The sequence below is a fragment of the Herminiimonas sp. Marseille-P9896 genome (assembly GCF_903993245.1).
GTDB lineage: Bacteria > Pseudomonadota > Gammaproteobacteria > Burkholderiales > Burkholderiaceae_D > Oxalicibacterium > Oxalicibacterium contaminans.
The window spans coordinates 967,853-993,516 of sequence record NZ_CAJEVT010000002.1 but is presented as its reverse complement, the minus strand read 5'-3'; the positions used below and the strand labels follow the sequence as shown (position 1 = coordinate 993,516).

The 25,664-nt window shown below is 54.8% G+C and carries 25 protein-coding genes; 18 read left to right on the top strand and 7 right to left on the bottom strand.

Annotation, left to right across the window (positions count from 1 at the left end; translation table 11 throughout):
- Nucleotides 1-16 precede the first annotated feature (16 nt).
- The 7 genes from ccoO (at nucleotide 17) to H7U06_RS10130 (ending at nucleotide 5,515) form a co-directional block, all read left to right on the top strand.
- A complete protein-coding gene (gene ccoO, locus H7U06_RS10160; RefSeq protein WP_175625998.1) occupies nucleotides 17-631 on the top strand; it encodes a cytochrome-c oxidase, cbb3-type subunit II in 615 nt (204 codons plus the stop codon).
- A gap of 2 nt (nucleotides 632-633) precedes the next feature.
- Nucleotides 634-816: a cbb3-type cytochrome c oxidase subunit 3 gene (locus H7U06_RS10155; protein ID WP_175625997.1), complete on the top strand. Its 183-nt coding sequence runs from the start codon at nucleotides 634-636 to the stop codon at nucleotides 814-816.
- A complete protein-coding gene (ccoP, locus tag H7U06_RS10150; RefSeq protein WP_175625996.1) occupies nucleotides 809-1,753 on the top strand; it encodes a cytochrome-c oxidase, cbb3-type subunit III in 945 nt (314 codons plus the stop codon). Before H7U06_RS10155 ends, ccoP begins: the two co-directional genes overlap by 8 nt.
- Nucleotides 1,754-1,755: 2 nt before the next feature.
- Nucleotides 1,756-3,156 (top strand): cytochrome c oxidase accessory protein CcoG, encoded by a 1,401-nt coding sequence (gene ccoG / locus H7U06_RS10145; protein ID WP_175625995.1) that lies wholly within the window; start codon nucleotides 1,756-1,758, stop codon nucleotides 3,154-3,156.
- Between the two features lie 22 nt (nucleotides 3,157-3,178).
- Nucleotides 3,179-3,712, top strand: coding sequence for a FixH family protein (locus H7U06_RS10140; RefSeq protein WP_175625994.1), 534 nt, complete (start codon nucleotides 3,179-3,181; stop codon nucleotides 3,710-3,712).
- A 595-nt stretch (nucleotides 3,713-4,307) separates the two neighbouring features.
- Nucleotides 4,308-4,712: an AraC family transcriptional regulator gene (locus H7U06_RS10135; protein WP_230089568.1), complete on the top strand. Its 405-nt coding sequence runs from the start codon at nucleotides 4,308-4,310 to the stop codon at nucleotides 4,710-4,712.
- A 392-nt stretch (nucleotides 4,713-5,104) separates the two neighbouring features.
- The gene (locus H7U06_RS10130; protein ID WP_175625992.1) at nucleotides 5,105-5,515 is read left to right on the top strand and encodes an autotransporter domain-containing protein; all 411 of its coding nucleotides are present in this window, start codon (nucleotides 5,105-5,107) and stop codon (nucleotides 5,513-5,515) included.
- Nucleotides 5,516-5,546: 31 nt separating this feature from the next.
- Here H7U06_RS10130 and fnr read toward each other — a convergent pair whose 3' ends face one another.
- From fnr to H7U06_RS10115, 3 genes are all read right to left on the bottom strand, one after another.
- Nucleotides 5,547-6,305 (bottom strand): fumarate/nitrate reduction transcriptional regulator Fnr, encoded by a 759-nt coding sequence (gene fnr, locus H7U06_RS10125; RefSeq protein ID WP_175625991.1) that lies wholly within the window; start codon nucleotides 6,303-6,305, stop codon nucleotides 5,547-5,549.
- Between the two features lie 80 nt (nucleotides 6,306-6,385).
- Nucleotides 6,386-6,730: a ferredoxin FdxA gene (fdxA, locus tag H7U06_RS10120; protein ID WP_175625990.1), complete on the bottom strand. Its 345-nt coding sequence runs from the start codon at nucleotides 6,728-6,730 to the stop codon at nucleotides 6,386-6,388.
- Between the two features lie 110 nt (nucleotides 6,731-6,840).
- Nucleotides 6,841-7,797: an arsenic resistance protein gene (locus H7U06_RS10115; RefSeq protein ID WP_217703460.1), complete on the bottom strand. Its 957-nt coding sequence runs from the start codon at nucleotides 7,795-7,797 to the stop codon at nucleotides 6,841-6,843.
- A gap of 183 nt (nucleotides 7,798-7,980) precedes the next feature.
- Here H7U06_RS10115 and H7U06_RS10110 point away from each other — a divergent pair, with 183 nt between their 5' ends.
- From H7U06_RS10110 to H7U06_RS10085, 6 genes are all read left to right on the top strand, one after another.
- Complete coding sequence (locus H7U06_RS10110; protein ID WP_175625988.1) at nucleotides 7,981-10,182, top strand: OsmC domain/YcaO domain-containing protein; 2,202 nt, start codon at nucleotides 7,981-7,983, stop codon at nucleotides 10,180-10,182.
- Nucleotides 10,183-10,454: 272 nt separating this feature from the next.
- Complete coding sequence (locus H7U06_RS10105) at nucleotides 10,455-11,363, top strand: substrate-binding domain-containing protein (RefSeq protein WP_175625987.1); 909 nt, start codon at nucleotides 10,455-10,457, stop codon at nucleotides 11,361-11,363.
- Between the two features lie 33 nt (nucleotides 11,364-11,396).
- Complete coding sequence (locus H7U06_RS10100; protein ID WP_175625986.1) at nucleotides 11,397-11,894, top strand: GNAT family N-acetyltransferase; 498 nt, start codon at nucleotides 11,397-11,399, stop codon at nucleotides 11,892-11,894.
- A gap of 221 nt (nucleotides 11,895-12,115) precedes the next feature.
- Nucleotides 12,116-14,344, top strand: coding sequence for a TonB-dependent siderophore receptor (locus H7U06_RS10095; protein ID WP_175625985.1), 2,229 nt, complete (start codon nucleotides 12,116-12,118; stop codon nucleotides 14,342-14,344).
- On the top strand, nucleotides 14,344-15,483 hold the full coding sequence (locus H7U06_RS10090) for a PepSY domain-containing protein (RefSeq protein WP_175625984.1): 1,140 nt from the start codon (nucleotides 14,344-14,346) through the stop codon (nucleotides 15,481-15,483). The genes H7U06_RS10095 and H7U06_RS10090 overlap by 1 nt, the downstream gene beginning before the upstream one ends.
- A gap of 6 nt (nucleotides 15,484-15,489) precedes the next feature.
- A complete protein-coding gene (locus tag H7U06_RS10085) occupies nucleotides 15,490-15,687 on the top strand; it encodes a hypothetical protein (RefSeq protein ID WP_175625983.1) in 198 nt (65 codons plus the stop codon).
- 62 nt (nucleotides 15,688-15,749) lie between these two features.
- On the opposite strand, the gene H7U06_RS10080 is transcribed toward H7U06_RS10085, so the two are convergent.
- Nucleotides 15,750-16,154 (bottom strand): RidA family protein, encoded by a 405-nt coding sequence (locus tag H7U06_RS10080; RefSeq protein WP_175625982.1) that lies wholly within the window; start codon nucleotides 16,152-16,154, stop codon nucleotides 15,750-15,752.
- Nucleotides 16,155-16,219: 65 nt separating this feature from the next.
- On the bottom strand, nucleotides 16,220-17,308 hold the full coding sequence (locus tag H7U06_RS10075; protein ID WP_175625981.1) for an NADH:flavin oxidoreductase/NADH oxidase: 1,089 nt from the start codon (nucleotides 17,306-17,308) through the stop codon (nucleotides 16,220-16,222).
- A gap of 118 nt (nucleotides 17,309-17,426) precedes the next feature.
- Between H7U06_RS10075 and H7U06_RS10070 the strand changes: the two genes are divergently transcribed.
- On the top strand, nucleotides 17,427-17,732 hold the full coding sequence (locus H7U06_RS10070; protein WP_175625980.1) for a helix-turn-helix transcriptional regulator: 306 nt from the start codon (nucleotides 17,427-17,429) through the stop codon (nucleotides 17,730-17,732).
- Between the two features lie 33 nt (nucleotides 17,733-17,765).
- On the opposite strand, the gene H7U06_RS10065 is transcribed toward H7U06_RS10070, so the two are convergent.
- Nucleotides 17,766-18,995 carry a CynX/NimT family MFS transporter gene (locus H7U06_RS10065; protein ID WP_175625979.1) on the bottom strand — a complete coding sequence of 410 codons (1,230 nt, stop codon included), beginning with the start codon at nucleotides 18,993-18,995 and terminating at the stop codon, nucleotides 17,766-17,768.
- A gap of 87 nt (nucleotides 18,996-19,082) precedes the next feature.
- Here H7U06_RS10065 and H7U06_RS10060 point away from each other — a divergent pair, with 87 nt between their 5' ends.
- A complete protein-coding gene (locus tag H7U06_RS10060; RefSeq protein ID WP_175625978.1) occupies nucleotides 19,083-19,895 on the top strand; it encodes a helix-turn-helix domain-containing protein in 813 nt (270 codons plus the stop codon).
- 194 nt (nucleotides 19,896-20,089) lie between these two features.
- Here the strand turns inward: H7U06_RS10060 and H7U06_RS10055 are convergent, their stop codons facing one another.
- Complete coding sequence (locus tag H7U06_RS10055) at nucleotides 20,090-20,851, bottom strand: helix-turn-helix transcriptional regulator (protein WP_175625977.1); 762 nt, start codon at nucleotides 20,849-20,851, stop codon at nucleotides 20,090-20,092.
- A gap of 121 nt (nucleotides 20,852-20,972) precedes the next feature.
- On the opposite strand from H7U06_RS10055, the gene H7U06_RS10050 reads away from it, so the two are divergent.
- From H7U06_RS10050 to H7U06_RS10040, 3 genes are all read left to right on the top strand, one after another.
- Complete coding sequence (locus H7U06_RS10050; RefSeq protein ID WP_175625976.1) at nucleotides 20,973-22,154, top strand: MFS transporter; 1,182 nt, start codon at nucleotides 20,973-20,975, stop codon at nucleotides 22,152-22,154.
- Nucleotides 22,155-22,580: 426 nt separating this feature from the next.
- Nucleotides 22,581-24,314: an ABC transporter permease subunit gene (locus H7U06_RS10045; protein ID WP_175625975.1), complete on the top strand. Its 1,734-nt coding sequence runs from the start codon at nucleotides 22,581-22,583 to the stop codon at nucleotides 24,312-24,314.
- A gap of 9 nt (nucleotides 24,315-24,323) precedes the next feature.
- Nucleotides 24,324-25,625, top strand: a complete 1,302-nt coding sequence (locus H7U06_RS10040; protein ID WP_175626112.1) for an AAA-associated domain-containing protein — start codon at nucleotides 24,324-24,326, stop codon at nucleotides 25,623-25,625.
- The last annotated feature ends 39 nt before the right edge of the window (nucleotides 25,626-25,664 follow it).

The window sequence follows — 25,664 nt, the reverse complement described above, 5'->3', positions numbered from 1 at the left end:
GTTGCAAGGAGCAAGTATGAAATTTTCCCATGAGTGGATAGAAAAAAATCCGTGGCTGCTGATCGCGCTGGTGACACTGGTGGTCAGCGTCGGTGGTGCGGTAGAGATCGTGCCGCTGTTCTTCCAGAAATCGACCACCGAACCAGTGGCCGGACTGAAACCGTATTCGCCGCTGCGCCTGGCCGGACGCGATGTGTACACCCGCGAAGGTTGCTACAACTGTCACTCGCAAATGATACGTCCGTTCCGCGCCGAGACCGAGCGCTATGGCCATTACTCGGTGGCCGGTGAGTTTGTCTATGACCATCCGTTCCAGTGGGGCTCGAAGCGTACCGGTCCCGACCTGGCGCGGGTAGGTGGTCGTTACAACGATGAATGGCATCGCGCGCATCTGGATAGGCCGCGTGACCTGGTGCCGGAATCGAATATGCCGGGTTATCCGTGGCTGGCAAAAACCAAACTGGTACCGAACGAAATCATGCCGCGCATGCGCGCCTTGCAACGTCTCGGCGTGCCGTACACGGATGAAGAAATCAAAGCCGCACCAGCCGAGCTGGAAGGCAAGACGGAGCAGGACGCGCTGGTCGCATACCTGCAGGGATTGGGCACTTTGATCAAAGCGAGACGCTAATCATGACACTAGACCATATCAGCATAGATGCCAGCAGCATCGTTACCGTAGTGAGTTTCCTGACCTTCCTCGGCATCCTGGCCTGGACCTTCGTCCTGCATCGTGACACCGACTTCGCCGTCGCGGCGCGGGCACCGTTTGCCGATGAAGAAGATATGGAGCAGCAGGAGAACAAGCATGGCTGATTTCACCAACGGGTTCTGGGATCTCTACATCAGCATCCTGACACTGCTCGGCATCTTCGGCTGCGGCATCCTGCTGTGGTCGCAATCGAAAGTGAAGGTCAAGCTTGATAAAGAAACCGGACGTGCGGCGGAAACCACCGGCCATGTCTGGGATGAAAACCTGACTGAGCTGAATACACCGATGCCGCGCTGGTGGATGTGGCTGTTTTACCTGACCATCGCCTTCGGCCTGGCATATCTGGTGCTGTTCCCGGGACTGGGTAGCTACGCAGGCAAGCTCGGCTGGAAGTCGACAGGTGCTTACGAAACCGAATTGAAGAAAGCCGATGCTGAATACGGCCCGCTGTTTGCCAAATATCAGCAGCAGGACTTGAAGGAAGTAGCGGCTGATCCGCAGGCACAGGCCATCGGTGAACGTTTGTTTCTCAATTACTGCGCGCAATGCCACGGTTCGGACGCACGCGGCAACAAGGGCTTCCCGAACCTGACCGACAGGGACTGGTTGTATGGCGGCGAGCCGGAAACCATCAAGACCACCATCCTGCACGGACGGCATGGCGTAATGCCACCGATGGCTGCCGCGCTCGGTTCGGACAAGGATGTGGAAAACGTCGCGCACTATGTGCTCAGCCTGTCCGGCAGTACTGCGGATCCGATCAAGGTGGTATTCGGCAAGCCTAAATTCATGGCTGCCTGTGCTGCCTGCCATGGTGCGGACGGCAAGGGTAACCAGGCGCTGGGCGCACCCAACCTGAGCGACAAGGTCTGGCTGTATGGCGGCGGTGTGAACACCATCATGGAAACCATACGCAAAGGGCGCGACAACAATATGCCGCCGTTTGAAGACTTCCTCGGTGACGCCAAAATACAGGTGCTGGCCGCTTATGTCTGGAGCCTGTCGAACGCTGAAAAGAAAGAAGCAGCTGCTAAGCAATGAGTATGGACAACAGCAAGCCTGAAATCTCCGTCATCAAGATGTATGCGGCGCGGGAAGAGATTTACCCGCGCGAGATCAAGGGACGTTACGCCAGCATACGCTGGCTATGCGTGTGGCTGACGCAGCTGGCTTTCTACGGTTTGCCGTGGCTGAGCTGGAACGGTCGGCAGGCTTTGCTGTTTGACCTGGCGGCGCGCAAGTTCTACATCTTTGGCATCGTCTTGTGGCCGCAGGATTTCATCTACCTGGCCGCTTTGCTCATCATCTGCGCCTACTTGCTATTCCTTGCAACGGCGATCGCAGGACGGGTCTGGTGCGGCTTCACCTGTCCGCAAACGGTCTACACCGAAATCTTCCTGTGGATAGAGCGCGTCATAGAAGGCAAGCGTAGCGCGCGCATCCGCCTGGACAAGCAGCCAGCCTCGCTCAGCAAGTACGCGAAGAAAACCGCCAAGCATCTGGCCTGGGGCAGCGTGGCACTCTGGACCGGCTTCACCTTTGTCGGCTACTTCACGCCGATACGCGAACTGGCGCTGCAAGTTACCGCGATGACGCTGGGGCCGTGGCAAACCTTTTGGGTACTGTTCTACTCATTCGCCACCTACGGCAATGCCGGCTGGTTGCGCGAACAGGTCTGTAAATACATGTGCCCGTACGCGCGCTTCCAAAGCTCGATGTTTGACAAGGATTCGCTCATCATCAGTTACGACCGCAAGCGTGGCGAGCCGCGCGGCATGCCGAATAAACACAGCGAGGCGCAGGGCAAGCAGTTCGGCTCCTGCATAGATTGCTCGATGTGCGTGCAAGTGTGTCCGGTCGGCATCGACATCCGCGATGGTTTGCAATACGAATGCATAGGCTGTGCCGCCTGCGTCGACGCCTGTAATTCGGTGATGGACAAAACCGGAGATGCACGTGGGCTCATACGCTATACAACCGACAACGCGTTGGCGAACAATCTGTCAGTCAAGGAAATCAAGCGACGCGCATTGCGGCCACGCGTGCTGATCTATGGCGCGATCCTGAGCATGATAGTCATCGCCTTCTTCACCGCGCTGACCATGCGTACGCCATTGAAGCTGGACGTCATTCGTGATCGTGGTGCATTGGGGCGCGAGGTCGAGGACGGCATGATAGAAAACGTCTACCGGCTGCAAATCATGAACACCTCGGAAACAGCCCATTTATACAAAATCACTGTCGATGGCATAGACACATTGAAGTTGGTCAACTCGGACGAAGTCCAGCTGGACGGTACCGAAACACGCGCTGTACCGGTCCGGGTGCAGGCAGAAGCAGGGCAGGGTGCGCCGGGCTCGAATGACATTAGCTTCAGCCTGCAGGCCGTGGATGATGAGAGCCTGCGCGTCACCGAAAAGGCGGTCTTTTTTGTACCACGCTGATAGCAATAACAAGGAGAACATCATGGCAACGACATCACCAGTTCTAAACCGCCTGCCTGAAGAAGCGCCATGGTACAAGCATCGCTGGCCGTGGCTACTGATGCTGGGGCCGTTCATAGTCGTCATCGCCGGTATCTTCACGATATGGATAGCGGTCAAGCAACAGGATGCGCTGGTGGTAGACGACTACTACAAGCAAGGTAAGGCGATTAACCAGGATCTGCGTCGCGACCGTGTCGCCAGCAACCTGGGCATGCATTTCAAGGTTTACTACGACACCGACAAACAGAAGCTGGTCGGTAATGTTTCCAGCGATGCGCGCCAGCAAGCAGGTGAAATCCAGTTACGCCTGATCCACGCCACCTTGCCGGAGAAAGACATCGTGCTCTACGCGAAGACCGATGCCGCCGGACGGTTCGAAATCAGCTTGCCAGATCTGGAAGCCGGACGCTGGCAGATACTGGTTGAGAACAAGCAGCGCGATTGGCGCCTGGGCGGCGTGTGGTTGTGGCCGACACAGGAAAACTTCGCCGTCGACGCCGATGAGAAACTATGAGATAGACAAAGACTCTACCCAGCGTTCCGAGATCCATAGCGCCGCCATACTTGCTCTGCATCCAGGCAGCGCGAGCTGACGGATGTTGATGTGCCGGCCGACCGGTAGCCTGGCGATGTATAGCTATGACCGTCACAGAAAACTCTCATAACTGGCGGCGCTAATTGATCTTTCCCGTGCAAGCCGGTCTTACGCAGCTGACTTTTGTCCGCTCATGAAGTAACGGCGGCCGACGACCTTTTGCTTCTGGTCGTTTTCTACTATTCATTCCTGTATCGCTACTCTGCGAACACCACCAGCAATTTCCGATGCATCGGCTCTCTTGATAGCTGCGAAGAGGTCGCGGGAGAATTGTTTTTTTACCTGAGTCTGCGTGCGTAATCGCATAAAAGCGATGCGGATAGGATTGTTCTTGAAGCTCGGGGCGCGATGAAATTGCGGGCCTTCTCTCCATTACAGTACTCCCATATCAAAAAACGAATGATTGTTCTAAGGAGTCTGGAACACATTCAACACGCGATTTTTGGTGTGCAAATTATGGTGAGGTTTGTATATGAATTTCTTTGTCAGTGAACAAATTGAGTCTCAGGAAAAGATGACTGTCTCTGCGCAGTACGTCTGTGCCACTGCTGTTCCAGTGCACAAGCGCGTGCCCCTGTCCAATGCGCAAATGGATAAGGTGTGTGCTTATCTTGCAGCGCATCTGAATGGCCGTATGCAGGTCGCCGGACTGGCGGCGCTGATAGGAATGGGACGCACCAGCTTCTTCGAACGCTTCACGATGACGGCAAACATGACGCCGAATCAGTATCTGCAATTTTTGCGCATAGAAAAAGCCAAGGAGCTGATGTGTGATCCTCAGTTCACGTTGCTGGACATTGCGTTTGCCTGTGGCTATTCCGATCAGTCACACCTGACGCGTTTCTTCAAGCGTTATGTCGGCGTATCACCCGGACACTATCGACGTGAGGCCCTGTCGCAGCAATATTCTGCGCAATAAATGTATGGAATAGATACGTCGAGCCGTGCGCAATGCACATGAAAAAATAATTGGATGATCGTGCAAGTTAGAACGATAGTGCAATCATTGCCGTATGGGATTGCGCACAATGGGCTTTCATCCAGGCTCTTGCTTTACCCTATGCTTAGCACCAACCCCTTGCCGTATATATCCCCGCATCATTCAGAAATCAGGATGCATTAGCCGACTGGTTCGCCTGACGAACAACGATGAGTAGTTGCTTAGGTCGGTCTTCAACACTGGATAGTGTTGATCCAGAACTGCATATTTTAATTCAAGCCTAGCAAACAAGAGATGCCGCCTGGTCGGTGTCCGGTTCCGTACGTTTAGCAATAAATGTGCGGGGCAGTCCTTTGGTCTTTTAAAAAATCATGAATGTAAAGTCTGCGTATCTATCCTGGTCACGACCTTTATATTTCTTTGCGACTTTGGGGGCGGCGGCATTGGATGCCGAGAGCCAGAACACCAGTGCGAGTTTCACCACCGTTGGTTTGCGTGCTGCCAATCAGCTCGCCTTGGGTGGTAAAAGCGCGACCGTGCGCGGCGCGTTGGGCTGGCGTCATGCGTTTGGCGATAGCGCACCATTATCGACGCAGGCGTTTTCGGCGGGTAATGTTTTCACGGTGGCAGGCGTGCCTATCGTCAAAAATAGCGCGCTGGTCGAAACCAGTCTTGACTTGCGTTTGTCGTCATCGAGCACGCTCACCTTTGCCTATCAAGGCCAGCTTGGCCTGGATGCGAAGCAGCATTCAGTCAAAGCCAATTTACTGGTGAAGTTTTGAGCAGGGGGAAGCTGTTCGCGTACCTGCCGGTTTAGCTGCAGGTTTCGGTGCCGGCTGCCATCGCCTTCAACAGCGTGAGGTCGAGCAATTCGATTTCACGGTTGTTGACTTTCAGCAGTCCCTGTTTCTTGAACTTGGAGAGCAGGCGGCTGATGCTTTCTATGGTGAGGCCGAGGTAGTTGCCTATGTCTTCACGCGACATGCGCAACTGGAAGTTGGTCGATGAGTAGCCACGTGTGGTGTAACGCGAGGCGAGGTTGACCAGGAAAGCAGCGAAGCGCTGCTCGGCGCGCATATTGCCCAGCAAGAGCATGACGCTTTGTTCACGCGTGATTTCCTGGCTCATCATGCGGTGGAAATGACGCAGCAGCGTCGGCATGGTGCTGAACAATTCTTCCAGGCGCGGGAATGGAATTTCGCAGACTTCGCTATCTTCGAGTGCGACTGCATTGCAGTGGTGGCGATCGGTGCTGATCGCATCCATGCCGAGCAATTCACCTGTCATCTGGAAACCGGTAATTTGCTGTTCGCCGCCGGCATTGATCTGACAGGTTTTGAAATGCCCGACGCGTACCGCATACAGATTGGTAAAGGCATCGCCCATCCGGTACAGATAATCATCACGCGCCACCTTGCGGCGGCGACCGATGATCTTGTCCAGCCTGTCCATATCGTTTTCACCCAGTCCCATCGGCAGGCACAACTGATGCATGCTGCAGGTGGAGCAACTGGCGCGCAGCGCGTTGACGGTCAAGGCGGGATCAGTGCTGGATGGGGAAGGCTGGCTCATATTCCTGGCTCGTATTCTTTACTCATGTGGACCGCGATGCGAAGCAAGGCGGTAATTGGTTTATCAGGACGGCTGTTACTTCATGTGATCTTGTCATCAATCAGCAGCAAGGGCAACTTGTCTTTGACCTGCGCCCATTTGTCATGCTCGGGCATAGGTTCCTTTTGCTTGCTGATGCGCTTCCAGTCCGGATGCTGCGACAGTTCACGATTCAGGGCGACGAAATGCTGCTGTTCCGGTGACACCTCAGTCGCCCCTATGATGGCATTCACCGGGCATTCCGGTACGCACACCGAGCAATCTATGCATTCATCCGGATTGATGGCCAGGAAGTTGGGACCTTCAAAAAAGCAGTCCATCGGGCAAACGACCACACAATCGGTGTATTTACATTGAATACATGCTTCGGTGACGACAAACGGCATTTCCTGCTTTCATTTCTACGCTCAGATACGACATTGTAAACGGTCATGGCAGATTTGCCCCCGAAGCGGGAAATTGGAGTGGTAATTGAGCAGGTTTTATAGCGTCAGTTTTATTTTTGTCCCCATCTGGCGATGACACGGACATAAACGAGTTCACTGATTAATTCCACTAGCGTTTGCGCCACGATGATGGCCGGCAGGACTGGTATCGCACCGGGAATGGCCAGTGCAAGCGGCAGTATCACCAGTGAATTGCGTGTCGCCGAGCTAAAGGCTATCGCGCGGGAGGATGCTGCTTCCAGCCTGGCCTTGCGGGCGATCCACCAGCCGCAAAGCGGAGCCAGTACCGCATAAGCGACATACAGCGGCAGCACTTGTTGTACCGATGTCAGTGCCGTACCCAGTTGCGGTAGCACCGAGATGATGACGATGATGAGTACCAGTGCAGTGGCCGGAACCGGAGCCAGGCCGAGGTAGTTGCTGATGCTGGTGCCGGTCGCACTGCGTTTGGCGAACAACTGCATGATCGCGGCCAGGAACAGCGGTACTGCGATCAGCCAGGTAAAGGCATGGATGAAGGGAGCCACTTCTATATAGTTGGCGACTTCTGCGCCCAGCATCAGGCGCAGGTAGAGCGGCAGCATCAGCATCTGCGCGATGAGCAGTATCGGTGTGGCTGCGAGCAAGAGTCTGGCATCGGCACGGCCGAGGTGCGCGAAGGTGACGACGTAATCTATGCACGGAGCCAGCAAGACCAGCATCACGCCCAGGCGCAGCATAGTATCTTCAAGAAAGAATCCCACCAGCGCGAAAACCAGTAGAGGAATAACAATAAAGTTGGCGATTAGCAGTGCAGCCATAAAGCGCAATTGTTTAAGGGCCTGGCCCAGTTTGACCAGCGGCACTTGCAGGAAGGTGACAAACAGCATGAATGCCAGCGCAGGATTAATCGCACTCTCGGCCGCGGTGGTGCCAGGTATCAGCAATGCGGTAATGGCGGCGATCACTACTGCCGCAAAGTAGATCGCGACCTGCTTTTCTTCGAGCTGCGATCTTATATTTTCGATATTCATTCGTGCTATCTATCTTTAAAGAATGGCAATTTTCAACGGGATAGTCATTCTGTGCAATGTCGGATTTGCATGAGGCCGGCAGGACATGCCTAGCTGTCTGGTATGACTGCTCGTGTTAAAGTGTCGCCGCCAGCGCGCCTAGCGCTTCAAATCAAGCATCATTTTTGGAATTCCCCCATGGAAATTAAGGTCAACTTTCTCGACAAGCTTCGCCTGGAAGCCAAGTTCGATGATTTCACGGTGATCGCCGATCAGCCTATACGTTACAAAGGCGACGGTTCCGCGCCTGGCCCATTCGATTACTTCCTTGCGTCGTCAGCCTTGTGTGCGGCTTATTTCGTGAAGCTGTACTGCAATACGCGCAACATCCCGACCGAAAACATCCGCCTGTCGCAAAACAATATCGTTGACCCGGAAGATCGCTACAAACAAATCTTCAAGATCCAGGTTGAACTGCCAGCCGACCTGCCGGATGTAGACAGGCGCGGCATCTTGCGTTCGATCGAGCGCTGCACAGTGAAGAAAGTCGTGCAGGCCGGCCCGGATTTCGTGATTGAAGAAGTCGACAACCTGGACGCTGATGCACAGGCACTGCTGACCCTGGCACCAACTGCGGATGCACACACTTATATAGCGGGCAAGGATTTGCCGCTGGAGCAAACTATCGCGAATATGTCGAGCTTGCTGGCCGGACTGGGCATCAAGATAGAAATTGCGTCATGGCGCAACATCGTGCCGAATGTCTGGTCGCTGCATATCCGCGATGCGCATTCGCCCATGTGCTTCACCAATGGCAAAGGCGCGACCAAGGAAAGTGCGCTGGCTTCGGCGCTTGGCGAGTACATCGAGCGCCTGAGCAACAACCATTTCTATGCTGGTACCTACTGGGGTGAAGAGTTTGCGAATGCGGAGTTCGTCCATTACCCGAACGAGCGCTGGTTCAAACCTGGCCGCAAAGATGCGCTGCCTGTCGACATCCTCGATGAATACTGCCGTGAGGTATACGATCCTGATGGCGAGCTGCGCGGCTCACATCTGATCGATACCAACTCCGGCAATGTGGAGCGCGGCATCTGTTCCTTGCCATTTGTGCGGCAATCGGATGGTGAAACCGTGTACTTCCCATCTAACCTGGTGGAAAACCTGTACGCCAGCAATGGCATGAGTGCAGGCAACACGCTGGTTGAAGCGCAGGTGCAATGTTTATCTGAAATCTTTGAGCGCGCGGTCAAACGCGAAATCCTCGAAGGCGAAATTGCCTTGCCGGATGTGCCGCAAGAAGTGCTGGCGAAATATCCTGGCATCGTGGCCGGGATTAAAGGTCTGGAAGAGCAGGGCTTTCCGGTACTGGTGAAAGATGCATCGCTGGGCGGTACTTATCCGGTCATGTGCGTGACCCTGATGAATCCGCGCACCGGTGGCGTGTTCGCTTCCTTCGGTGCACATCCTAGCCTGGAAGTCGCGCTGGAGCGCAGCCTGACGGAATTGATGCAGGGGCGCAGCTTTGAAGGTTTGAACGACTTGCCGCGTCCTACCTTCGCCAGCAATGCCGTGACCGAGCCATACAACTTCGTTGAACACTTCATTGATTCCAGCGGCGTGGTGTCGTGGCGCTTCTTCAGCGCCAAGGCTGACTATGAATTCGTCGAATGGGATTTCTCAGGGCAGGGCGAGAACTCAAATGCGGAAGAAGCAGCGATGCTGTTCGGCATACTCGAGGGCATGGGTAAGGAGGTTTATACAGCCGTATACGACCAGCTGGGCGCGACTGCATGCCGCATCCTGGTGCCTGGTTACTCCGAGGTTTACCCGGTAGAAGATTTGATCTGGGATAACACCAACAAATCGCTGCTGTTCCGCGCTGACATCCTGAACCTGCATACACTCGACAAGAAGAAGCTGGCAGCATTACTGGATCGCCTGGAAAACAATGAGCTGGATGAATACTCGGATATCGCCACCCTGATCGGCGTCGAGTTTGACGAGAACACAGACTGGGGTCAGCTGACCGTGCTCGAATTGAAACTGCTGATCAATCTCGCGTTGAAGAAATTCGAAGACGCGCATGATCTGGTTGGCGCATTCCTGCAATACAACGACAACACAGTAGAGCGCGGCTTGTTCTATCAGGCGTTGAATGTGGTGCTGGAAGTCGTGCTGGATGATGATCTGGAGTTGGAAGACTACGAGACTAACTTCCGTCGCATGTTTGGCAATGCGCGCATGGATGCGGTGCTGGGCTCGGTCGATGGCAGCGTGCGCTTCTATGGATTGACACCTACCAATATGCAACTGGACGGGCTGGATAGACACCATCGCCTGATGGATAGTTACCGGAAACTGCATCAGGCACGGGCCAGGGCAGCCGCTGCCAGCTAAAGCTCGCTATATATACATGGCTACAAAGCACCCGTATCGGGTGCTTTTTTATTGCCTGTCGCCTGTGTAAATACCCATACTTCATTACTGTATGTAATCGCTTGATAAGCAGAAGTTATCAAGCGATGCTCATTCTCATATTTCTTCGTTTTTGCGCATCAATTTCTTGCGTAGTGACGATCAACGCTATATCCTTCCGTGCATATCGAAAGTGCGGGCTTAAATGCATGTTTCGTTACCACCGAAAATTGATAGCTTAAAGAATGAACAACATGAAAGAACTTCGTATTCTTGCCGATGCTTGTTTCTCGGCGCAGGTAGGTCAGGCAGTGAAGCGTTTCAACGCAAGCCACCCGGAAATACAGGCAGTAGTCAGCATCGCAGGTGCAAAAGATAGTCTGCAACAACTGAAAACCGGCGATGTATACGATCTGGCTATTCTGGCAGACAGCGGCGTGGCCGCTGCGATGATGCCGGAGCATACCGACGGATATTACGTCTTTGCCGGTAACAGCATGGTGCTGGCCTATGCACCGGGAAAAATCCTGAATGCGAAAAACTGGCGTGAAAAACTGAGCGATCCGAAAGCATCGATCGCCCACTTCGAACCAAATGCACACTCGGTAGGTTATGCCGCCTTGATGGCATGCATGTTAGCGGATAGCGTAGCGCCCGGCATGTCGCGCACCTTGTTGAACCATCCTGGCCGCAAAGTAGTGGCAGCCGACACGGAAGTGACTGACTATGCATTCGCTTACCGCACGGAGTGCATCGCAAAAAAGATATCGTACGCATCCTTGCCAGACACGATGGACCTTTCTAATCCGGCATTCAATGCGCATTATTCCTCAGCAAAGCATGACCTGACTGGCGATGGAAAAAACATCGTGCAAGCTTCCGCCATCTCGCATGCAGTAACGATTCCGCTGGCAGCCAGGCAGCCGGAAGCGGCACGTGATTTCATCGAAATCTTCCTGGAACACAATTTCACTGCACAAGGCTTCATTGCGCGCAGCGAGATAGTCGGCAAATCGCCACGCAAAATACATGCGGCGCTTGAGGTCCGCAAGCCGCCACGTGTAGAAAGCGCCAACTACGAAGATGAAGCAGACGTCCATCTGCTGCAAAGAGCGCGTTTGCTGCATCGCCCGTCTCCGGCACCAGCAGTACAGGCAGGTTAAAATTCTGGCTTTCGGGCCAGCAATTTCTTTGTCATGATTATTCGTCGTGCGATAGCAGCAGATTTCGGTGCCATGTGGCCTATTTTTCAAAAGGTCGTAGCGCCGGGTGTGAGTTATGTCTTCGCTGCAGATACCAGTTATGAAGATGCATACGCATACTGGTTTGCGCCTGGCGTGACTTCATATGTTGCAGAAGACGACGGACGTATCGTTGGTATGTACAAACTGATCGCCAATCAGCGTGATCTCGGTTCGCACGTCGCGAATGCTTCCTTCATGGTTGATCCGGATTGCAGCGGCAAGGGCGCAGGCAAGCTGATGGGGCAGCATTGCCTGCAAACCGCCAAAGCTGCCGGCTTCAGCGCCATGCAATTCAACTTCGTCGTCAGCAGCAATGAAGCAGCCATCGCCTTGTGGAAGAAACTGGGCTTCACCATCGTTGGCATCGTACCCAAGGCTTACCTGCATAGCGAGCTGGGCTATGTCGATGCCTATGTGATGCATCGTTTCCTTGACGATATCAGCGCCTGAGCACGTGCTGTTGTTCACTGACCACAGCTGTAAACTTCTGATTCCCCCTCTGTAGCGCTGCCGCTGCCTGCATATAGGCAGCGGGAAAACGCGCGTCTGCCCAAAGATCAATTGCGGCACTTTTATGCAAAATTTATAATGAGAATCATTTCTATTATTGTTTGCAACTGTTTCCAGTGGTCAACAACTGTCTATCTACTCCCAGAACAAAGGAAACATCGATGGCTGCCCATCTCAATCTTCCGGCTTTTTTCAAACCAACTTTATTAGTGTGCGCCTTGCAGGCAGCGCTCCCGTTTTTTATTAGTACAGCGCATGCACAAACTACGCAGGCGCCGACTACCACGCAGCTGGAAGCGATTACGGTGACATCGAGTGCCGATGCATCAGCTGAAGGTTTGTCGAAGGCATATGCCGGTGGGCAGGTGGCGCGCGGCGGACGTGCTGGTATTTTGGGTACGCAGGACAATATGGATACGCCGTTTTCCATTACCAGCTATACCAATGAACTGATACAGAATCAACAGGCGCGCAGCGTCGGTGATGTTTTACAAAATGATCCATCGATACGTGTAGCGCGCGGCTTTGGTAATTTCCAGGAATCGTACTTTGTACGTGGCTTCCTTTTGAGTTCCGACAACATTGCTTACAACGGCCTCTACAGTTTGTTGCCACGTCAGTACATTTCTTCCGAACTGTTTGAACGCGTCGAAGTATTGCACGGTGCGAGCACCTTCCTGACCGGTATCACACCTAGCGGTGATGGCATAGGTGGCACGATTAACCTTTTGCCTAAACGCGCTGGAAACGATCCGTTGACACAAGTCACTGCAGGTACAGCCAGCGGATCGCAAGCGTATGTCGCGGCAGATCTTTCGCGTCGCTTTGGCCCGAACGACAGCACAGGTATACGCATCAATGCTGCGCACAGGGATGGTGGCACTGGTGTTAGCCGTGAAAATGTAAATCTGAATGTGGTCTCGGTCGGTGTCGACTGGCGTAGTAGTAATGCGCGACTGTCCGCCGATATCGGTCATCAGAATCATCGCCTGAATGAAACACGTACTAACGTGGATGTCAGTGGCGTCACTTCGGTGCCGCGTACACCGGACGCTTCCAGTAACTGGGCGCAGCCGGGCAGCTACTCGGATGAGCGCGATACCTTTGGCACTGTGCGCGGTGAATATGACATCAATTCGAATGTGACGACCTGGTTTGCCGCTGGCATGCGTCGCGGCAAGGAAGCCAACTCGCTCGGAAATATTAGATTGAGCGATGCGCTCAGCGGTGCCGGTACCACGTATCGCTTCGATAATACGGCGATAGAAACAGTGAAGGCAGGGGAGCTCGGTATCCGCGGCAAGCTGGTGACCGGTTCAGTCAAACATACGCTGGTAGCGTCATATGCCTACTTTGATTCAGAGCGGAAAAATGCCTACACATATGATGCGGGCAATACGCAAAATACGAATTTGTACAATCCAGTGTTAACCACACTCCCGGCGTTCAGTGCTGGCGCAATAGGTGGTGGCAGTCTGGCAAATCCGACATTAACTGCAAAAAATCAGCTCACCAGCTATGCAATCGGCGACACGATGTCTTTCCTCGACGACAAAGTCTTGCTCACGGTTGGCGCCCGTCACCAAACAGTGGATACCAGGGGTTACGCCTACGGTAGCGCCATCCAAACCAGCGCATATAAAGCAAGTCGTGTGAGTCCGGCCGCTGGCATAGTCTATAAGCCTGCAAAAGAAGTTTCCATTTATGCCAACTACATAGAGAGTCTCAGCCCGGGCAAAGTAGCACCTACGCTGGACGGCACGCGTCCGGTGGCAAATGCCGGGGAAATACTCTCGCCTTATGTCGCGAAGCAAAAAGAAGTGGGCGTGAAATATGATGGCGGCAGACTGGGTGCATCTGCGGTTGTGTTCACAACTGATAAACCTCGCGTATTCACCAATGCGGCCGGTATCTATGGCGCGCAGGGAACGGATAACCATAAAGGCCTGGAGCTGACAGCCTTCGGTGAAATTACGCGCGGCCTGAAGATTTTGGGCGGCGTCACTTTCCTGGATGCGAAACAGGAATCCAGCGGTAGTGCCACGACTGATGGCAAGCGTGTGATCGGTGTGCCTAAAGTGCAGGGTAGCCTGGGCGCCGAGTGGGATGTCGCGAGCGTGCAAGGATTCTCGGTGAATGGCCGTGTAACAGCGACTGGCAGCAGCTACGCAGACGCGGTCAATACCTTGAAAGTGCCGGGCTGGGCACGTCTGGATATAGGTGCACGTTATCTGACCGAAGTGCAGGGCAAGCTGGTTACCTTCCGTGCCCGCGTGGATAACGTCACCGATCGCAACTACTGGGCTTCCGTTGGTGGCTCCGAAGGCAGCGGCTATCTGGTTCTGGGCAATCCACGCACCTTCAGCCTGACCGCTTCCGTCGACTTCTGATGACAGGTACCAAACTCAGGCGCTGGGCCTGGATCCATAAGTGGTCCAGCCTGGTGTGTACAGTGTTCATGCTGCTGCTATGCGTGACCGGCTTGCCACTGATCTTCCATCACGAGATCGGGCATTTGCTCGGCACCGAGATAGAGGCGAAGGAAATGCCTGCGCATACGCCGCGCATCAGCATGGATCGCGTGATGGAGATTGCGCTGGCGCAGCATCCGGACAAGGTCGGCATGTTTGCTTCGCAGGAGCCGGACGATGATCGCATCTGGTTCGTGACACTGGCGACGACGCCGACTTCTGAAGTGGATATGAAGCAGGTAGCGGTAGATGCGCGTACTGGCGAGGTACTCGGCCAGCCGCCGTTAAGCAGCGGCTTTATGTACATCATGTTTTCGCTGCATGTGAATCTGTTTGCCGGTCTGGCGGGCATGCTGTTCCTCGGCTTCATGGGCATCTTGCTGCTGGTGGCCATCGTGTCTGGTGTGGTGTTGTACGGGCCATTCATGAAGAAGCTGGAGTTCGGTACGGTACGTGCGGAACGATCGAATCGCCTGAAGTGGCTGGACCTGCACAATCTGCTCGGCATCGTGACGCTGTCCTGGTTATTGGTGGTCGGTGCGACAGGTGTCATCAATACCTGGGCCGATCTGCTGGTGAAGTACTGGCAGTTCGATCAGATGGCAGAGATGGTTGCGCCATACAAGGGCAAGCCGGCGCTGACCGAATTGGGTTCACTGCAAAAAGCGGTTGATGCCGCGATCACACTGGAGCCTGATATGAAGATGGGCTTTATCGCATTCCCCGGCACCAGCTTTACCAGTCCACATCATTACGGCATTTTCATGCGTGGTACCGAAGCATTGACTTCGCGCTTGTTCAAGCCGGTGCTGGTGGATGCGACGACGGGTGAGGTAACGGATAGCCGTACCTTGCCGTGGTACCTGACGGGCTTGTTGTTGTCGCAGCCTTTGCATTTCGGTGATTACGGCGGACGTCCTATGCAAATCATGTGGGCGATACTCGACCTGATTTCCATCGTGGTACTGGGGAGTGGTTTGTATTTGTGGATAGTGCGACGCAAGACGAATGAAGCGCGCATGGAGAAACTGATACAGGCGCATCAGCTTGAAACTTGAAAGAATATGAAAGCTACTCATACTGCAAAACGCAGTCACTTCTGGTTCGTCTGGCGCATGCCCATATTGCTGGCTGCACTGACTTTGTTCGGCCTGATCATCGCGCTGGTCAAGACTGGTGTCTGGCACTGGTTTGCATGGGGCGCTTTGGCTGCGCCCATCGCAGTAGGGTTGTGGTATAGCTTCGCGCGTACGCGCAAATAACTCCTCTGAAGATTGCAAGGCGAGAGCCGCTTGGCTCTCGCTTGCTGCAGTAAGGTTTCCTGTTATTCAGGAATAATCGCAGTCACGCGTATCTCTATACGCATCTGTGGCAGTCCGAGTGCAGCAACGCCAAGCTGGGTCCAGATAGGTGAGTGCTGTGGCATGTACCGCCGGAACAGCTTGACCATAGTTGCATTCACTTCCGGCGGAAAACCACCGACATGGTAAGAGTTAACGTGGATCACATGCTCCCAGCTTGCACCTGCAGTAGCCAGCGTGCGTGTGATGTTGTCGAACGCTTTAGCGATTTCATCTTCTACGGATGCCGGAAAGTTAAACGCGTCATCCCAGCCACCTTGTCCTGACGTTTCGACACGATTGCCTATCTTGACTGCCTGCGAGTAGTGCAACTCCTTGAGCATGAAATCGCCATAGCCGGGAGTGATAAAAAATTCTGGCTTACCCATTGCGTTCCTCCAGTAGTTTCAGGTGGTACGCGACAGCCTGCCGCGTACCTGTTGCTGACTAGTGATTAATAGCGTTCCAGCCAGTGCGCGTAAGGCGCAGGCAATACCCATGACGCGCGTTCGACCTTGAGTTCTTTCGCTGCCTGGTAAGGCCAGTGTGGATTGGCCAGGTGCGAGCGGCCGACCATGACGATGTCCAGTTGCTGGTCAGCGACCACACGTTCAGCGATCTCTGGAGTACCAAAGCCCCATGCCGATGAAACCGGTACATCAGCTTCACGACGTACACGTTCAGCGATGGGGCCGAGGAAGGCCGGACCCCATGGAATCGAAGTTTCCGGAATGGTGAAGCCGATGCTGACACTGATCATGTCCATGCCGGATTTTTTGAATTCGCGCACCAGCTTGATGGATTCGATCAATGTTTCTTCATCGCGGCCATCGTATTCGAGCACACCGAAACGCACGGTCAGCGGCAGGTTCTCTGGCCACACGGCACGGACTGCACGCAAGGTTTCGAGCAGGAAGCGCGCGCGGTTTTCTGCGCTGCCACCATAGATGTCGTCACGCTGGTTGGAGTGGGCGGAGAAGAAGCTTTGCGCCAGATAGCCGTGTGCGAAGTGCAGTTCCAGCCATTCGAAGCCGACGTCACGCGCGCGGATAGCGGCGTCGACGAAGTTTTGGCGGACACGGGCGATGTCATCCAGCGTCATTGCTTGCGGTACCTTCGGCAAACCTTTGCCGTAGGCGAGGGCGGATGGAGCGATTGTTTGCCAGCCGCGTGCGTCGCCGTCCGCAATGTGGTCGTCGCCTTCCCATGGACGGTTGGCGCTGGCCTTGCGTCCGGCATGTGCGATCTGGATGCCGGGTACCGAACCTGCAGCCTTGATGGCTTGCACGATGGGGACGAATGCTTGTGCCTGCGCTTCATTCCAGATGCCGGTGCAGCCTGGTGTGATGCGGCCTTCCGGGGCGACCGCAGTTGCTTCGACGATGACCAGGCCCGCGCCGCCACGTGCCAGGCTGGCATAGTGAGTTTGATGCCAGTCGTTAACCAGGCCATCGACCGCCATGTATTGGCACATGGGCGGGATGGCGATGCGGTTGCGGAGGGTGACGTCTTTGAGGGTGTAAGGCTGAAATAGAGCGGACATGATGGCTTTCAGTAAGTTGTCTATAAGTAATTGATCGGCATTGCGTGCTAATTGCTTCGTTAGTTCGTAAATATACGAACAATGGAATAAGTATAGCGCAACGCGTATAATGTTGCTCATGCGTCCTTTTAAACATCCTGCTGCCAGTGAGTTTTCGCTCGAACGTGTGCTGTATGCATTGAGCGATTCGATACGTCTGGACATCGTGCGCCACCTGGCGCGCGTTGATGCTGCTACCTGCGGTGAGCTGGATGGCGGGCGTCCCAAATCCACCGTCTCCCATCACTTCAAGGTCTTGCGCGAGTCCGGCCTGGTGCATACGGAAAACAGTGGCACCATCCACATGAACACGCTGCGACGGGCCGATATTGAAAGCCGTTTCCCCGGCTTGCTGAACGCCATCCTGGCGCAGCACAATTCCTGAACATAGAACTGCGCCGCGCTTAGCGATCGCTTATCAGACGGCATTAGCCGCTGTTTTGGTATTCGGTTTCAGCGCCGGAGTCATGACGAGCAGGAGCACGCTAGCTGCTGTTAACAATCCATACGAAGCACCGTAACCATGCGTCAGGTCACGCAGCAAACCAAAGCTCACCGGGCCGAGTGCAGCAATCAGATAACCGATGAAGAGCATGAACACTGTCCATAAGTTGGCGTCGTTGGTACTCGCGGTATTGTCCAGCGGAAGTGTCATCACCAGCGGAAAGCAGATGCCTTGTCCTATTGCGACGAGGATGATGTCAGCCATCGCATAAGATGTCGGCCAGAAGCAGAGACCCGCGAAGCCAACAATCGTCAACAACATGGCAAGCAGCAGCCAGCCGCGTCTGTCAGTCGAGTGACGTGCAATATACCCGGCCGCAAAGCTGGCAATCGCGAAGGTCAGAGTGAGCAGCGCCAGCAATACACCAGCACTGATGTGCGGAAGATTCATTTCCGTACTGCTGGGTGCGATCCACGCGAAGCAGGCGTAGACCATGAATTGGCTGATGCCGAAGTAGAGTGCGATAAGCCAGGCTTTGCCATTGCGGAACGGCAGCTTGATGGAAGTCGCTTGTTGCTTCACTGATTTATTTGCGTCTGTAGACGGGAATTTCCTGATCAATGTGCGCCAGCTCAGGATGGCTGTCACACACAGCAGCGACCACATGGCTGCTGCCCAGCGCCAGTCCTGATTGATCTGCGCCACCACATCCGTCAACACCGCTGCGGCGGTTGCGCCTACGCTCAGTCCTGCTGCGTAAATTCCCATAAAGAACGACGCTTCACGCGGGAAGTGGGTTTTAATCCAGCCGCCTACCAGCGAACCCGAAACCGCTATGCCTATACCGACAAAGAGAGTGGATAAGAGCAGGGTGGAAACTGAGCCAGACAATCCGCGCAACAAGGTGGCGGCTGCCAACAAAAACAATGCAGTGATAACCGCGCGGTCGCTGCCCAGCGTGCGGGCTATCCGCGGGACGAACAGGGCAAACACACCCATGCAGATATCCGGAATGGCGATCAGCAACGACGATTTGGTATAGCTGAGTGCGAACTCATGCTGGATCTGCAGCAGGATAGGCCCGATGGAAACGATGCCGGGTCGCAGTGCGAGTGACAGGACGAGCAAGCCGATGATGGCGGTGATGCGGTGTGTATGCGCGACTGTGGTCGCCGCGGTCGATGAATGCGTGTTGTGATGCATGATGGTATTTCCCTTCGTCCGATAACAATGTTTGCTACTTGCTGTACGGGCAAACTATAATTTTTGCTACCGGGAGGGTAAATATCAATGAATGCCAAAAATCGTCGTAAAAGTGACAGATTCGCTCAAGGGCGCAGCGAGAATGCCGACGATTATCAATATGTGCGCCAACCTATCACTGCCTTGGCGCGTGATCAGGAAACCGGCAGCTACAACACGCCGCACCAGCATGCGCGCGGACAATTGCTGTACGCGACTAAAGGATTGATGCGCGTCGCCAGCAACAATGGTATCTGGTTCATCCCACCGACACGTGGCTTATGGATACCGGCAGGTATCGTGCACGATCAGTTGATACTCAGCGCAGTGCAGATGCGCACACTGTATATAGATGAAAGGCACGCTGCGCATCTGGGCGACAAAGTGCGCGTGATTGAGGTCAGCCCCATGTTGCGTGAACTGATACTGGCGCTGGTAGAAGAGCCGGTGGAGTATGAAGACAATGAAAAAAATCGTGCGGTCGTGACACTGATCCTGCATCAGCTACAGCATTCCAAAACCATCCCGCTCGCCATACCTTGGCCGACCGATCGGCGTTTGCTTGCGGTGTGCCAGACGATACTGGATGCGCCCGAGCATGCGATGAGTATTGAGTACTGGGCAGAGCAGGTCGGGGCGAGTAGTCGTACCCTGATCCGCTTGTTTCTCAAGGAAACCGATCTCACTTTCCGTCAGTGGGTGCAGCAAGTAAAGCTGGCGAGTGCCTTGAGTCGCCTGGAAGATGGCGTGCCGATAGCAACGCTGGCAGATGAACTAGGCTATGCCAGTCCCAGTGCTTTTTCAGCGATGTTCAAACGTGTACTCGGCGAATCACCGAGCAGCTATCTGAACAAAAGATAAGCGTTGACTGGATATGAACTGCTGGGAGTGCTGAAACAGAGGAAATGCATGTGTTTCAGTCAGGAATTGGTACCGGTATATTTTCGAACCGCCGGCTCCGGTGTGATGGGAAACATCATATCGAAAGATAAAAAATTGCGATGTCAGCGTAGCTTGTGACCTGTTGTAAGAATGCAGGAAGTGAAGTGAGGCAATTATGAGTTTTCCATATCGGAACGTTGCATCATTTCACTCGGCGTCATCCCCATGATTTGGCGGAATGCATGACCAAACGCGGCGACGCTGCTAAAGCCCAGTTGCGCTGCCAGTTGCTTGATGGAAGTCTGGCCATTGCCCAGCACTTCGACCGCCGCCATGATGCGCGCGCGTTGTCGCCATTCCTTGAAAGTCAGATTGGTTTCTGCCGGAAACAAACGCGTGATGGTGCGCGCTGATGCGCCTGCAGTGTGTGCCAGTAATTCGAGTTCACTGTTATTCGCCGGATCGGCCAGGATGATGTCTGCGACGCGGCGCGCACGTGCATCGGCAGGCATGGGCATGAAGGTCGCTGCATCTTCATCTTCGGCCAGTTCGAACAAGGCCAGCTCAACCAGCAGGGCGATGCGGCGCGGATGTTGCGCTGAATTTAAATCTGGTTTGAACGCACCGAGTATGGTTTCGCGCAGCAGCGGACCGACGGCGACGACAAACTCTTTTTCCAGACGCGGCGCCTCCGGATGCTGGGCCAGCATTTCGGACGGAATCAGCAGGGCGCGCATTTCTATATCGGCCAGCATATCGACTGCATGTTCGATACCAGGTGGCAGCCAGACCGCACGTGCAGGCGGCACCAGCCAGCGGCCTTTCGGCGTCGTCACTTGCATCACGCCGCTGGACGCGAATAGCAATTGCGCTTCGCGATGTACGTGCAAGCCGAGGTGCGTGCCACGTGGATAGAAGCGGGCGCCTATATTCATTTCATTCCCTGTGATGGAGGCTAATTGGAAACATGCAATTTGGCGCATTGGCGATGTTGCTTGTCTTCCTATCGATGACTGGTCATATTAACCTAGCTGCTGTTTTTAAGGAAAGCAGCTCATGGATCAGCCCCGGAACAAACCCAGCACCGTCATCGCCTACATCAACATCGCCCACTTCATCGACCACTACGCCATGCTGGTATTCGCAGCGGCGGTGATCGTGATCGCGCCGGTGTTTGGTATGAGCTATGGCGAGTTGTTGCCGTATGCGACGCCGGGTTTTGTTGCATTCGGCGCTGGTGCACTGGTCACCGGCTGGCTCGGTGATCGCTGGAGTCGGCGGCACATGATGGTGCTGTTCTTCATCGGCATAGGCGCTGCCATGATGGCAGTTGGTCTGACGCAGACGCCGCTGCAGCTGGGCATCGCCTTGCTGGCAGTCGGTTTGTTCGCTGCGATTTATCATCCGGTCGGCACTGCGATGCTGGTCGCGCATGCAGAGAAGCTCGGGCGTGAAGTTGGTATCAATGGCGTATGGGGCAATCTGGGCGTGGCATCGTCGGCTTTGATCACCGGCGTCGTGTGCCAGTACCTGGGCTGGCGCTGGGCTTTCCTGCTGCCTGGTTTTGCTACGGTAGTCCTGGGCATCATGTTTGCCATCAACGTCAAACATGAAGCGCGCATCGTGCGCAAAGGAGGGCAGCAGGGTTCGGTGCGCGTATCCCGGGATGCGATGTGGCGCGTGATCGTCGCATTGGTCATCACCATCATTGCCAGCTCGACGACCTTTAACGCGTTCACTGTTGCCATGCCCAAGTTATTTGCCGAGCGGCTGTCAGGCATCACGGTGAATGCGGCATTGCTCGGCATGATCGTTGCCGGGACTTATACATTCGGAGCGCTGGCGCAGTACACCATCGGCCATTTGCTGGATAAGCACTCGCTGAAAACCTTATTCCTGCCGCTGGCATTCACTTTGGCACCGCTGCTGTACTTCAGCGCCAGCCTGTTTGGTTTGCCACTGATATTGATCTGCATAGGCATCGTGATTTGCATCTTCGGCCAGGTCACGGTGAATGACGCGATGATAGGCAAGTACACCAGCGATGAATGGCGCGCCCGTGCGTATTCAGTACGCTACTTCCTGGGCTTCACGGCGGCAGGTGTATCGGTCGGTGTGGTGGCGAGCTTGCATGAGAGCGGCGGCTTTGGCTTGATGCTGCAGGCGCTGGGTGCTTTGTGTGTGCTGGTGATCGTTGGTGCGATTTGTTTTCCGCAAGAGCAGCGCGTACCGGATTAAGCGTGCAGGTATCTATCTGCCAATAAAAGTTTTCTGCCGTAAACCAAGAAACGCATATTCGCTGGCGGAGGTGCTGGCTTGGTGGTAAAGTGCGTCGATTATTTTGTTATGGGGTTCCAGCATGAGCTGTTCCAGTTGTAGTTCTCACACAGGCAGTACACTGGCAAGGTAGCTCATCTCCTCATCGCTACCTTGCCGCAATGGCGGGTAGTGGCATACCGGACTGACGGTTCTCGTTGGTTCTTTATCTACTCCCTGATTGATCGATTTATCTGGTTCGCCCTGCGTTGCCCGTGTGCACCGCCCAGGGCGCGACTGCGTTGTATCTGGCTAATGAGGTGGCGGCATACATGGCCGCGCCGGATGATGGTTGACGAACTCTCCATGTCACCCAAGCCGATACCCTGAATACAAGGTTTTATTGATATGTTTGAGGCCATCGTTCCTCGCAAGACCGAGCGCTCCCTGCTCGCGGTCACACCCAATCGCTGGGACTGGGCTTTGCTGCCATTGGTGCTGTCGGTACTGGTAGCAGTCGGTTTCGGCGCGATGCAGATGGCCCGACCATTTGTGGTTGGTGAAGTCACGCCTATCTCACTCGATCCGGCCAACCTTCCTTATTACCTGCTGCGCACTATCTTGCGTATGTTTATTGCGCTTGGCTGTGCCTTGTTGTTCAGCTTTGTCTTTGCCGCGATTGCGGCCAAGTACCGTGCGGCAGAGAAGGTGATGATCCCGACGCTGGATATCCTGCAGTCGGTGCCTATCCTCGGTTTTCAGGCGATTGCGATTGCGCCGTTCATTGCTTTGTTTCCGGGTAGTTTGCTCGGTGTCGAGTGTGCTGCGATCTTTGCGATTTTTTCATCGCAGGCGTGGAATATGGCGTTTAGCCTGTATCAGTCGATACGCACCGTGCCGTCAGAATTGAATGAAGCGGCGCGCGTATTTCGCCTGTCCGGCTGGCAGCGCTTCTGGCGGCTGGAGTTGCCGTTTGCGATGCCGGGCTTGTTGTGGAACATGATGATGTCCATGTCCGGCGGCTGGTTCTTCCTGGTTGCGGCCGAGGCAATTTCAGTCGCCAATCAGGATATTAAATTGCCCGGCATCGGTGCTTATATCGCAGTGGCGATCGAAGAAAAGAATTTGCACGCGATCTTGTGGGCTATCGGTGCGATGTTGGCCGGTATCATCTTGTATGACCAATTGTTTTTCCGTCCCTTGTTGGCCTGGGCCGATAAATTCCGTTTCGAAGAGTCGCAGGGCGAAACCGGGCAGCGTTCGTGGCTGCTGAACTGGGGACGGCGCAGCCGCTGGATGCGTGCCGGTACCGACCGCATGTGGGCGATGCTGCGCAGGACCTTGGGCTGGTTCAGTGTGTCGTACGACGGCACGGCACCACGTGCGAGCGCACGCGCTATCCATCCGATGTGGATGCGGGCGTGGAACATTTTCCTGCTGATCGCCGCCTGTCTGGCTTTGTATCGCCTGGTGATTTTTGTCCATAGCGATGTCGGCTGGGCCGAGGTCGGGCATGTGGTGTGGCTGGGGCTGATTACGTTGACGCGTGTTTTATTGCTGATCGCACTGGCATCGCTGGTGTGGGTGCCGATAGCAGTGTGGATAGGTCTGCGTCCCAAGTATTCACAACGCGTGCAGGGACTGGCGCAATTCCTCGCGGCCTTCCCGGTGAACCTGATGTTCCCGCTGGTGGTGTATGTACTGCTGACTTTGCAGCTGAATCCGAATATCTGGCTCAGTCCCCTGATGGTGTTCGGTACACAGTGGTACATCCTGTTCAATGTGGTGGCAGGTGCATCGACCATCCCGAATGAATTGCGCCTGGCCGCGGACAACCTGGGCTTGAAAGGCTGGTTGAAGTGGAAACGGGTTTATTTGCCTGCAGTGTTCCCCAGCTATATCACCGGTGCGATTACCGCAAGCGGCGGTTCGTGGAATGCCAGCATCGTCGCCGAGTATGTGACATGGGGCAAGACGACACTGATCGCTGACGGCCTCGGCAGTTACATCAAACAGATGACGGATGCTGGTGATTTTCATCGCATCGCGCTTGGCATAGGCGTGATGTGCATATTTGTAATGTTGTTGAACCGATTTTTCTGGCGCAAGCTGTACCTGCTGGCAGAAGACCGCAGTCGTTGAGGAGGCATGATGAGCCAGAATGTATTGATCAATTTGAAGGGCGTCGATAAATCCTTCCAGACCGCAGACGGCACGCCTTCGAGTGTGCTGGAGCAGGTGGATTTCACGCTGGCCGAAGGTGAGATCGTCGCCTTGCTGGGTAAGTCCGGCTCCGGTAAATCGACGCTGTTGCGCATCATGGCTGGTTTGATTCCGGCCGATAGTGGTAGCGCTACCTATCGTGGCCAGACTATTTATGGCCCGGTCGCAGGGATCGCGATGGTGTTCCAGTCGTTTGCCTTGTTTCCGTGGCTGACAGTGCAGCAAAACGTGGAGCTCGGACTGGAGGCGCAAGGTGTGCCACCGGAGGAGCGTGAAAAACGCGCCGATGCAATGCTGGACCTGATCGGACTCGCTGGTTTTGGCGGCGCTTTGCCGCGTGAATTATCGGGTGGCATGAAGCAGCGCGTCGGTATCGCGCGTGGCCTGGTGACCGGGCCGGATGTGCTGTTGATGGATGAGGCGTTCTCGGCGCTCGACGTGTTGACGGGCGAAACCTTGCGCGATGACATCCTTGAGATGTGGGAAGAAAAGCGTATCCCGACCAAGGGTATATTGATCGTTTCGCACAATATCGAAGAAGCGGTGATGATGTCGGATCGCATCCTGGTGCTGTCGAGCAGCCCAGGACGGATACGCAGCGAGATCAAAATCAGTTTGCCGCGTCCGCGTAATCCGGATTCGGCTGAAGTGCGTGCACTGATCGATGAAGTCTATGCACTGATGACCATGCGTACCCCGCAGGAAGCGACGACCGGTGTGGCCGTGCAGGCGCACCTCAGCTATCGCTTGCCGGAAACCGACGTTGCGCATATCGAAGGCGTACTCGATTTGCTGGCGGCACCGCCGTTCAACGGTCGCGCCGACTTGCCGGAGCTGACCGAAGAAGCGAAGCTGCCGGATGAAGAATTGTTCCCGACATATGAAGCGCTCGGCTTGCTGGGCCTGGCGCAGGTAGAGAAGGGTGACATTACGCTGACCGCCCTCGGTCATGGCTATGCACAGGCAGCACATATCCGGCGCAAGGAAATCTTTGGCCAGCAGTTGCTGACGCATGTGCCGCTGGCAACCCATATTCGTCAAAGCCTGGAGCGCGAACCGAATGGCTCGCTGTCGGAGAAACGTTTCCTCGATACGCTGGAAGAATTCCTCAAGGAAGAAGAAGCCAAGCGTGTGCTGGAAGTGGTGGTGGAGTGGGGACGTTATGGTGAAGTCTATGAATATGACTATCACACCGGTCAGCTCAAATTACCGGAAAACGAAGCGGAGTAATACGCCAGGCCATGTTTACCGTCCTGCGCTGACACCTGA

Bases quoted from the DNA above. Each gene is read 5' to 3' on its own strand.
- H7U06_RS10080 (WP_175625982.1), bottom strand. From the start codon at position 16,154: ATGGGTAAGCCAGAATTTTTTATCACTCCCGGCTATGGCGATTTCATG.
- H7U06_RS10060 (WP_175625978.1), top strand. From the start codon at position 19,083: ATGAATGCCAAAAATCGTCGTAAAAGTGACAGATTCGCTCAAGGGCGC.
- H7U06_RS10140 (WP_175625994.1), top strand. From the start codon at position 3,179: ATGGCAACGACATCACCAGTTCTAAACCGCCTGCCTGAAGAAGCGCCA.
- H7U06_RS10090 (WP_175625984.1), top strand. From the start codon at position 14,344: ATGACAGGTACCAAACTCAGGCGCTGGGCCTGGATCCATAAGTGGTCC.
- ccoO (WP_175625998.1), top strand. From the start codon at position 17: ATGAAATTTTCCCATGAGTGGATAGAAAAAAATCCGTGGCTGCTGATC.
- H7U06_RS10095 (WP_175625985.1), top strand. From the start codon at position 12,116: ATGGCTGCCCATCTCAATCTTCCGGCTTTTTTCAAACCAACTTTATTA.
- H7U06_RS10130 (WP_175625992.1), top strand. From the start codon at position 5,105: ATGAATGTAAAGTCTGCGTATCTATCCTGGTCACGACCTTTATATTTC.
- H7U06_RS10105 (WP_175625987.1), top strand. From the start codon at position 10,455: ATGAAAGAACTTCGTATTCTTGCCGATGCTTGTTTCTCGGCGCAGGTA.
- H7U06_RS10135 (WP_230089568.1), top strand. From the start codon at position 4,308: ATGACTGTCTCTGCGCAGTACGTCTGTGCCACTGCTGTTCCAGTGCAC.
- H7U06_RS10085 (WP_175625983.1), top strand. From the start codon at position 15,490: ATGAAAGCTACTCATACTGCAAAACGCAGTCACTTCTGGTTCGTCTGG.
- ccoG (WP_175625995.1), top strand. From the start codon at position 1,756: ATGGACAACAGCAAGCCTGAAATCTCCGTCATCAAGATGTATGCGGCG.
- H7U06_RS10055 (WP_175625977.1), bottom strand. From the start codon at position 20,851: ATGAATATAGGCGCCCGCTTCTATCCACGTGGCACGCACCTCGGCTTG.
- H7U06_RS10045 (WP_175625975.1), top strand. From the start codon at position 22,581: ATGTTTGAGGCCATCGTTCCTCGCAAGACCGAGCGCTCCCTGCTCGCG.
- fnr (WP_175625991.1), bottom strand. From the start codon at position 6,305: ATGAGCCAGCCTTCCCCATCCAGCACTGATCCCGCCTTGACCGTCAAC.
- H7U06_RS10065 (WP_175625979.1), bottom strand. From the start codon at position 18,995: ATGCATCACAACACGCATTCATCGACCGCGGCGACCACAGTCGCGCAT.
- H7U06_RS10075 (WP_175625981.1), bottom strand. From the start codon at position 17,308: ATGTCCGCTCTATTTCAGCCTTACACCCTCAAAGACGTCACCCTCCGC.
- H7U06_RS10050 (WP_175625976.1), top strand. From the start codon at position 20,973: ATGGATCAGCCCCGGAACAAACCCAGCACCGTCATCGCCTACATCAAC.
- fdxA (WP_175625990.1), bottom strand. From the start codon at position 6,730: ATGCCGTTTGTCGTCACCGAAGCATGTATTCAATGTAAATACACCGAT.
- H7U06_RS10070 (WP_175625980.1), top strand. From the start codon at position 17,427: ATGCGTCCTTTTAAACATCCTGCTGCCAGTGAGTTTTCGCTCGAACGT.
- H7U06_RS10040 (WP_175626112.1), top strand. From the start codon at position 24,324: ATGAGCCAGAATGTATTGATCAATTTGAAGGGCGTCGATAAATCCTTC.
- ccoP (WP_175625996.1), top strand. From the start codon at position 809: ATGGCTGATTTCACCAACGGGTTCTGGGATCTCTACATCAGCATCCTG.
- H7U06_RS10100 (WP_175625986.1), top strand. From the start codon at position 11,397: ATGATTATTCGTCGTGCGATAGCAGCAGATTTCGGTGCCATGTGGCCT.
- H7U06_RS10155 (WP_175625997.1), top strand. From the start codon at position 634: ATGACACTAGACCATATCAGCATAGATGCCAGCAGCATCGTTACCGTA.
- H7U06_RS10110 (WP_175625988.1), top strand. From the start codon at position 7,981: ATGGAAATTAAGGTCAACTTTCTCGACAAGCTTCGCCTGGAAGCCAAG.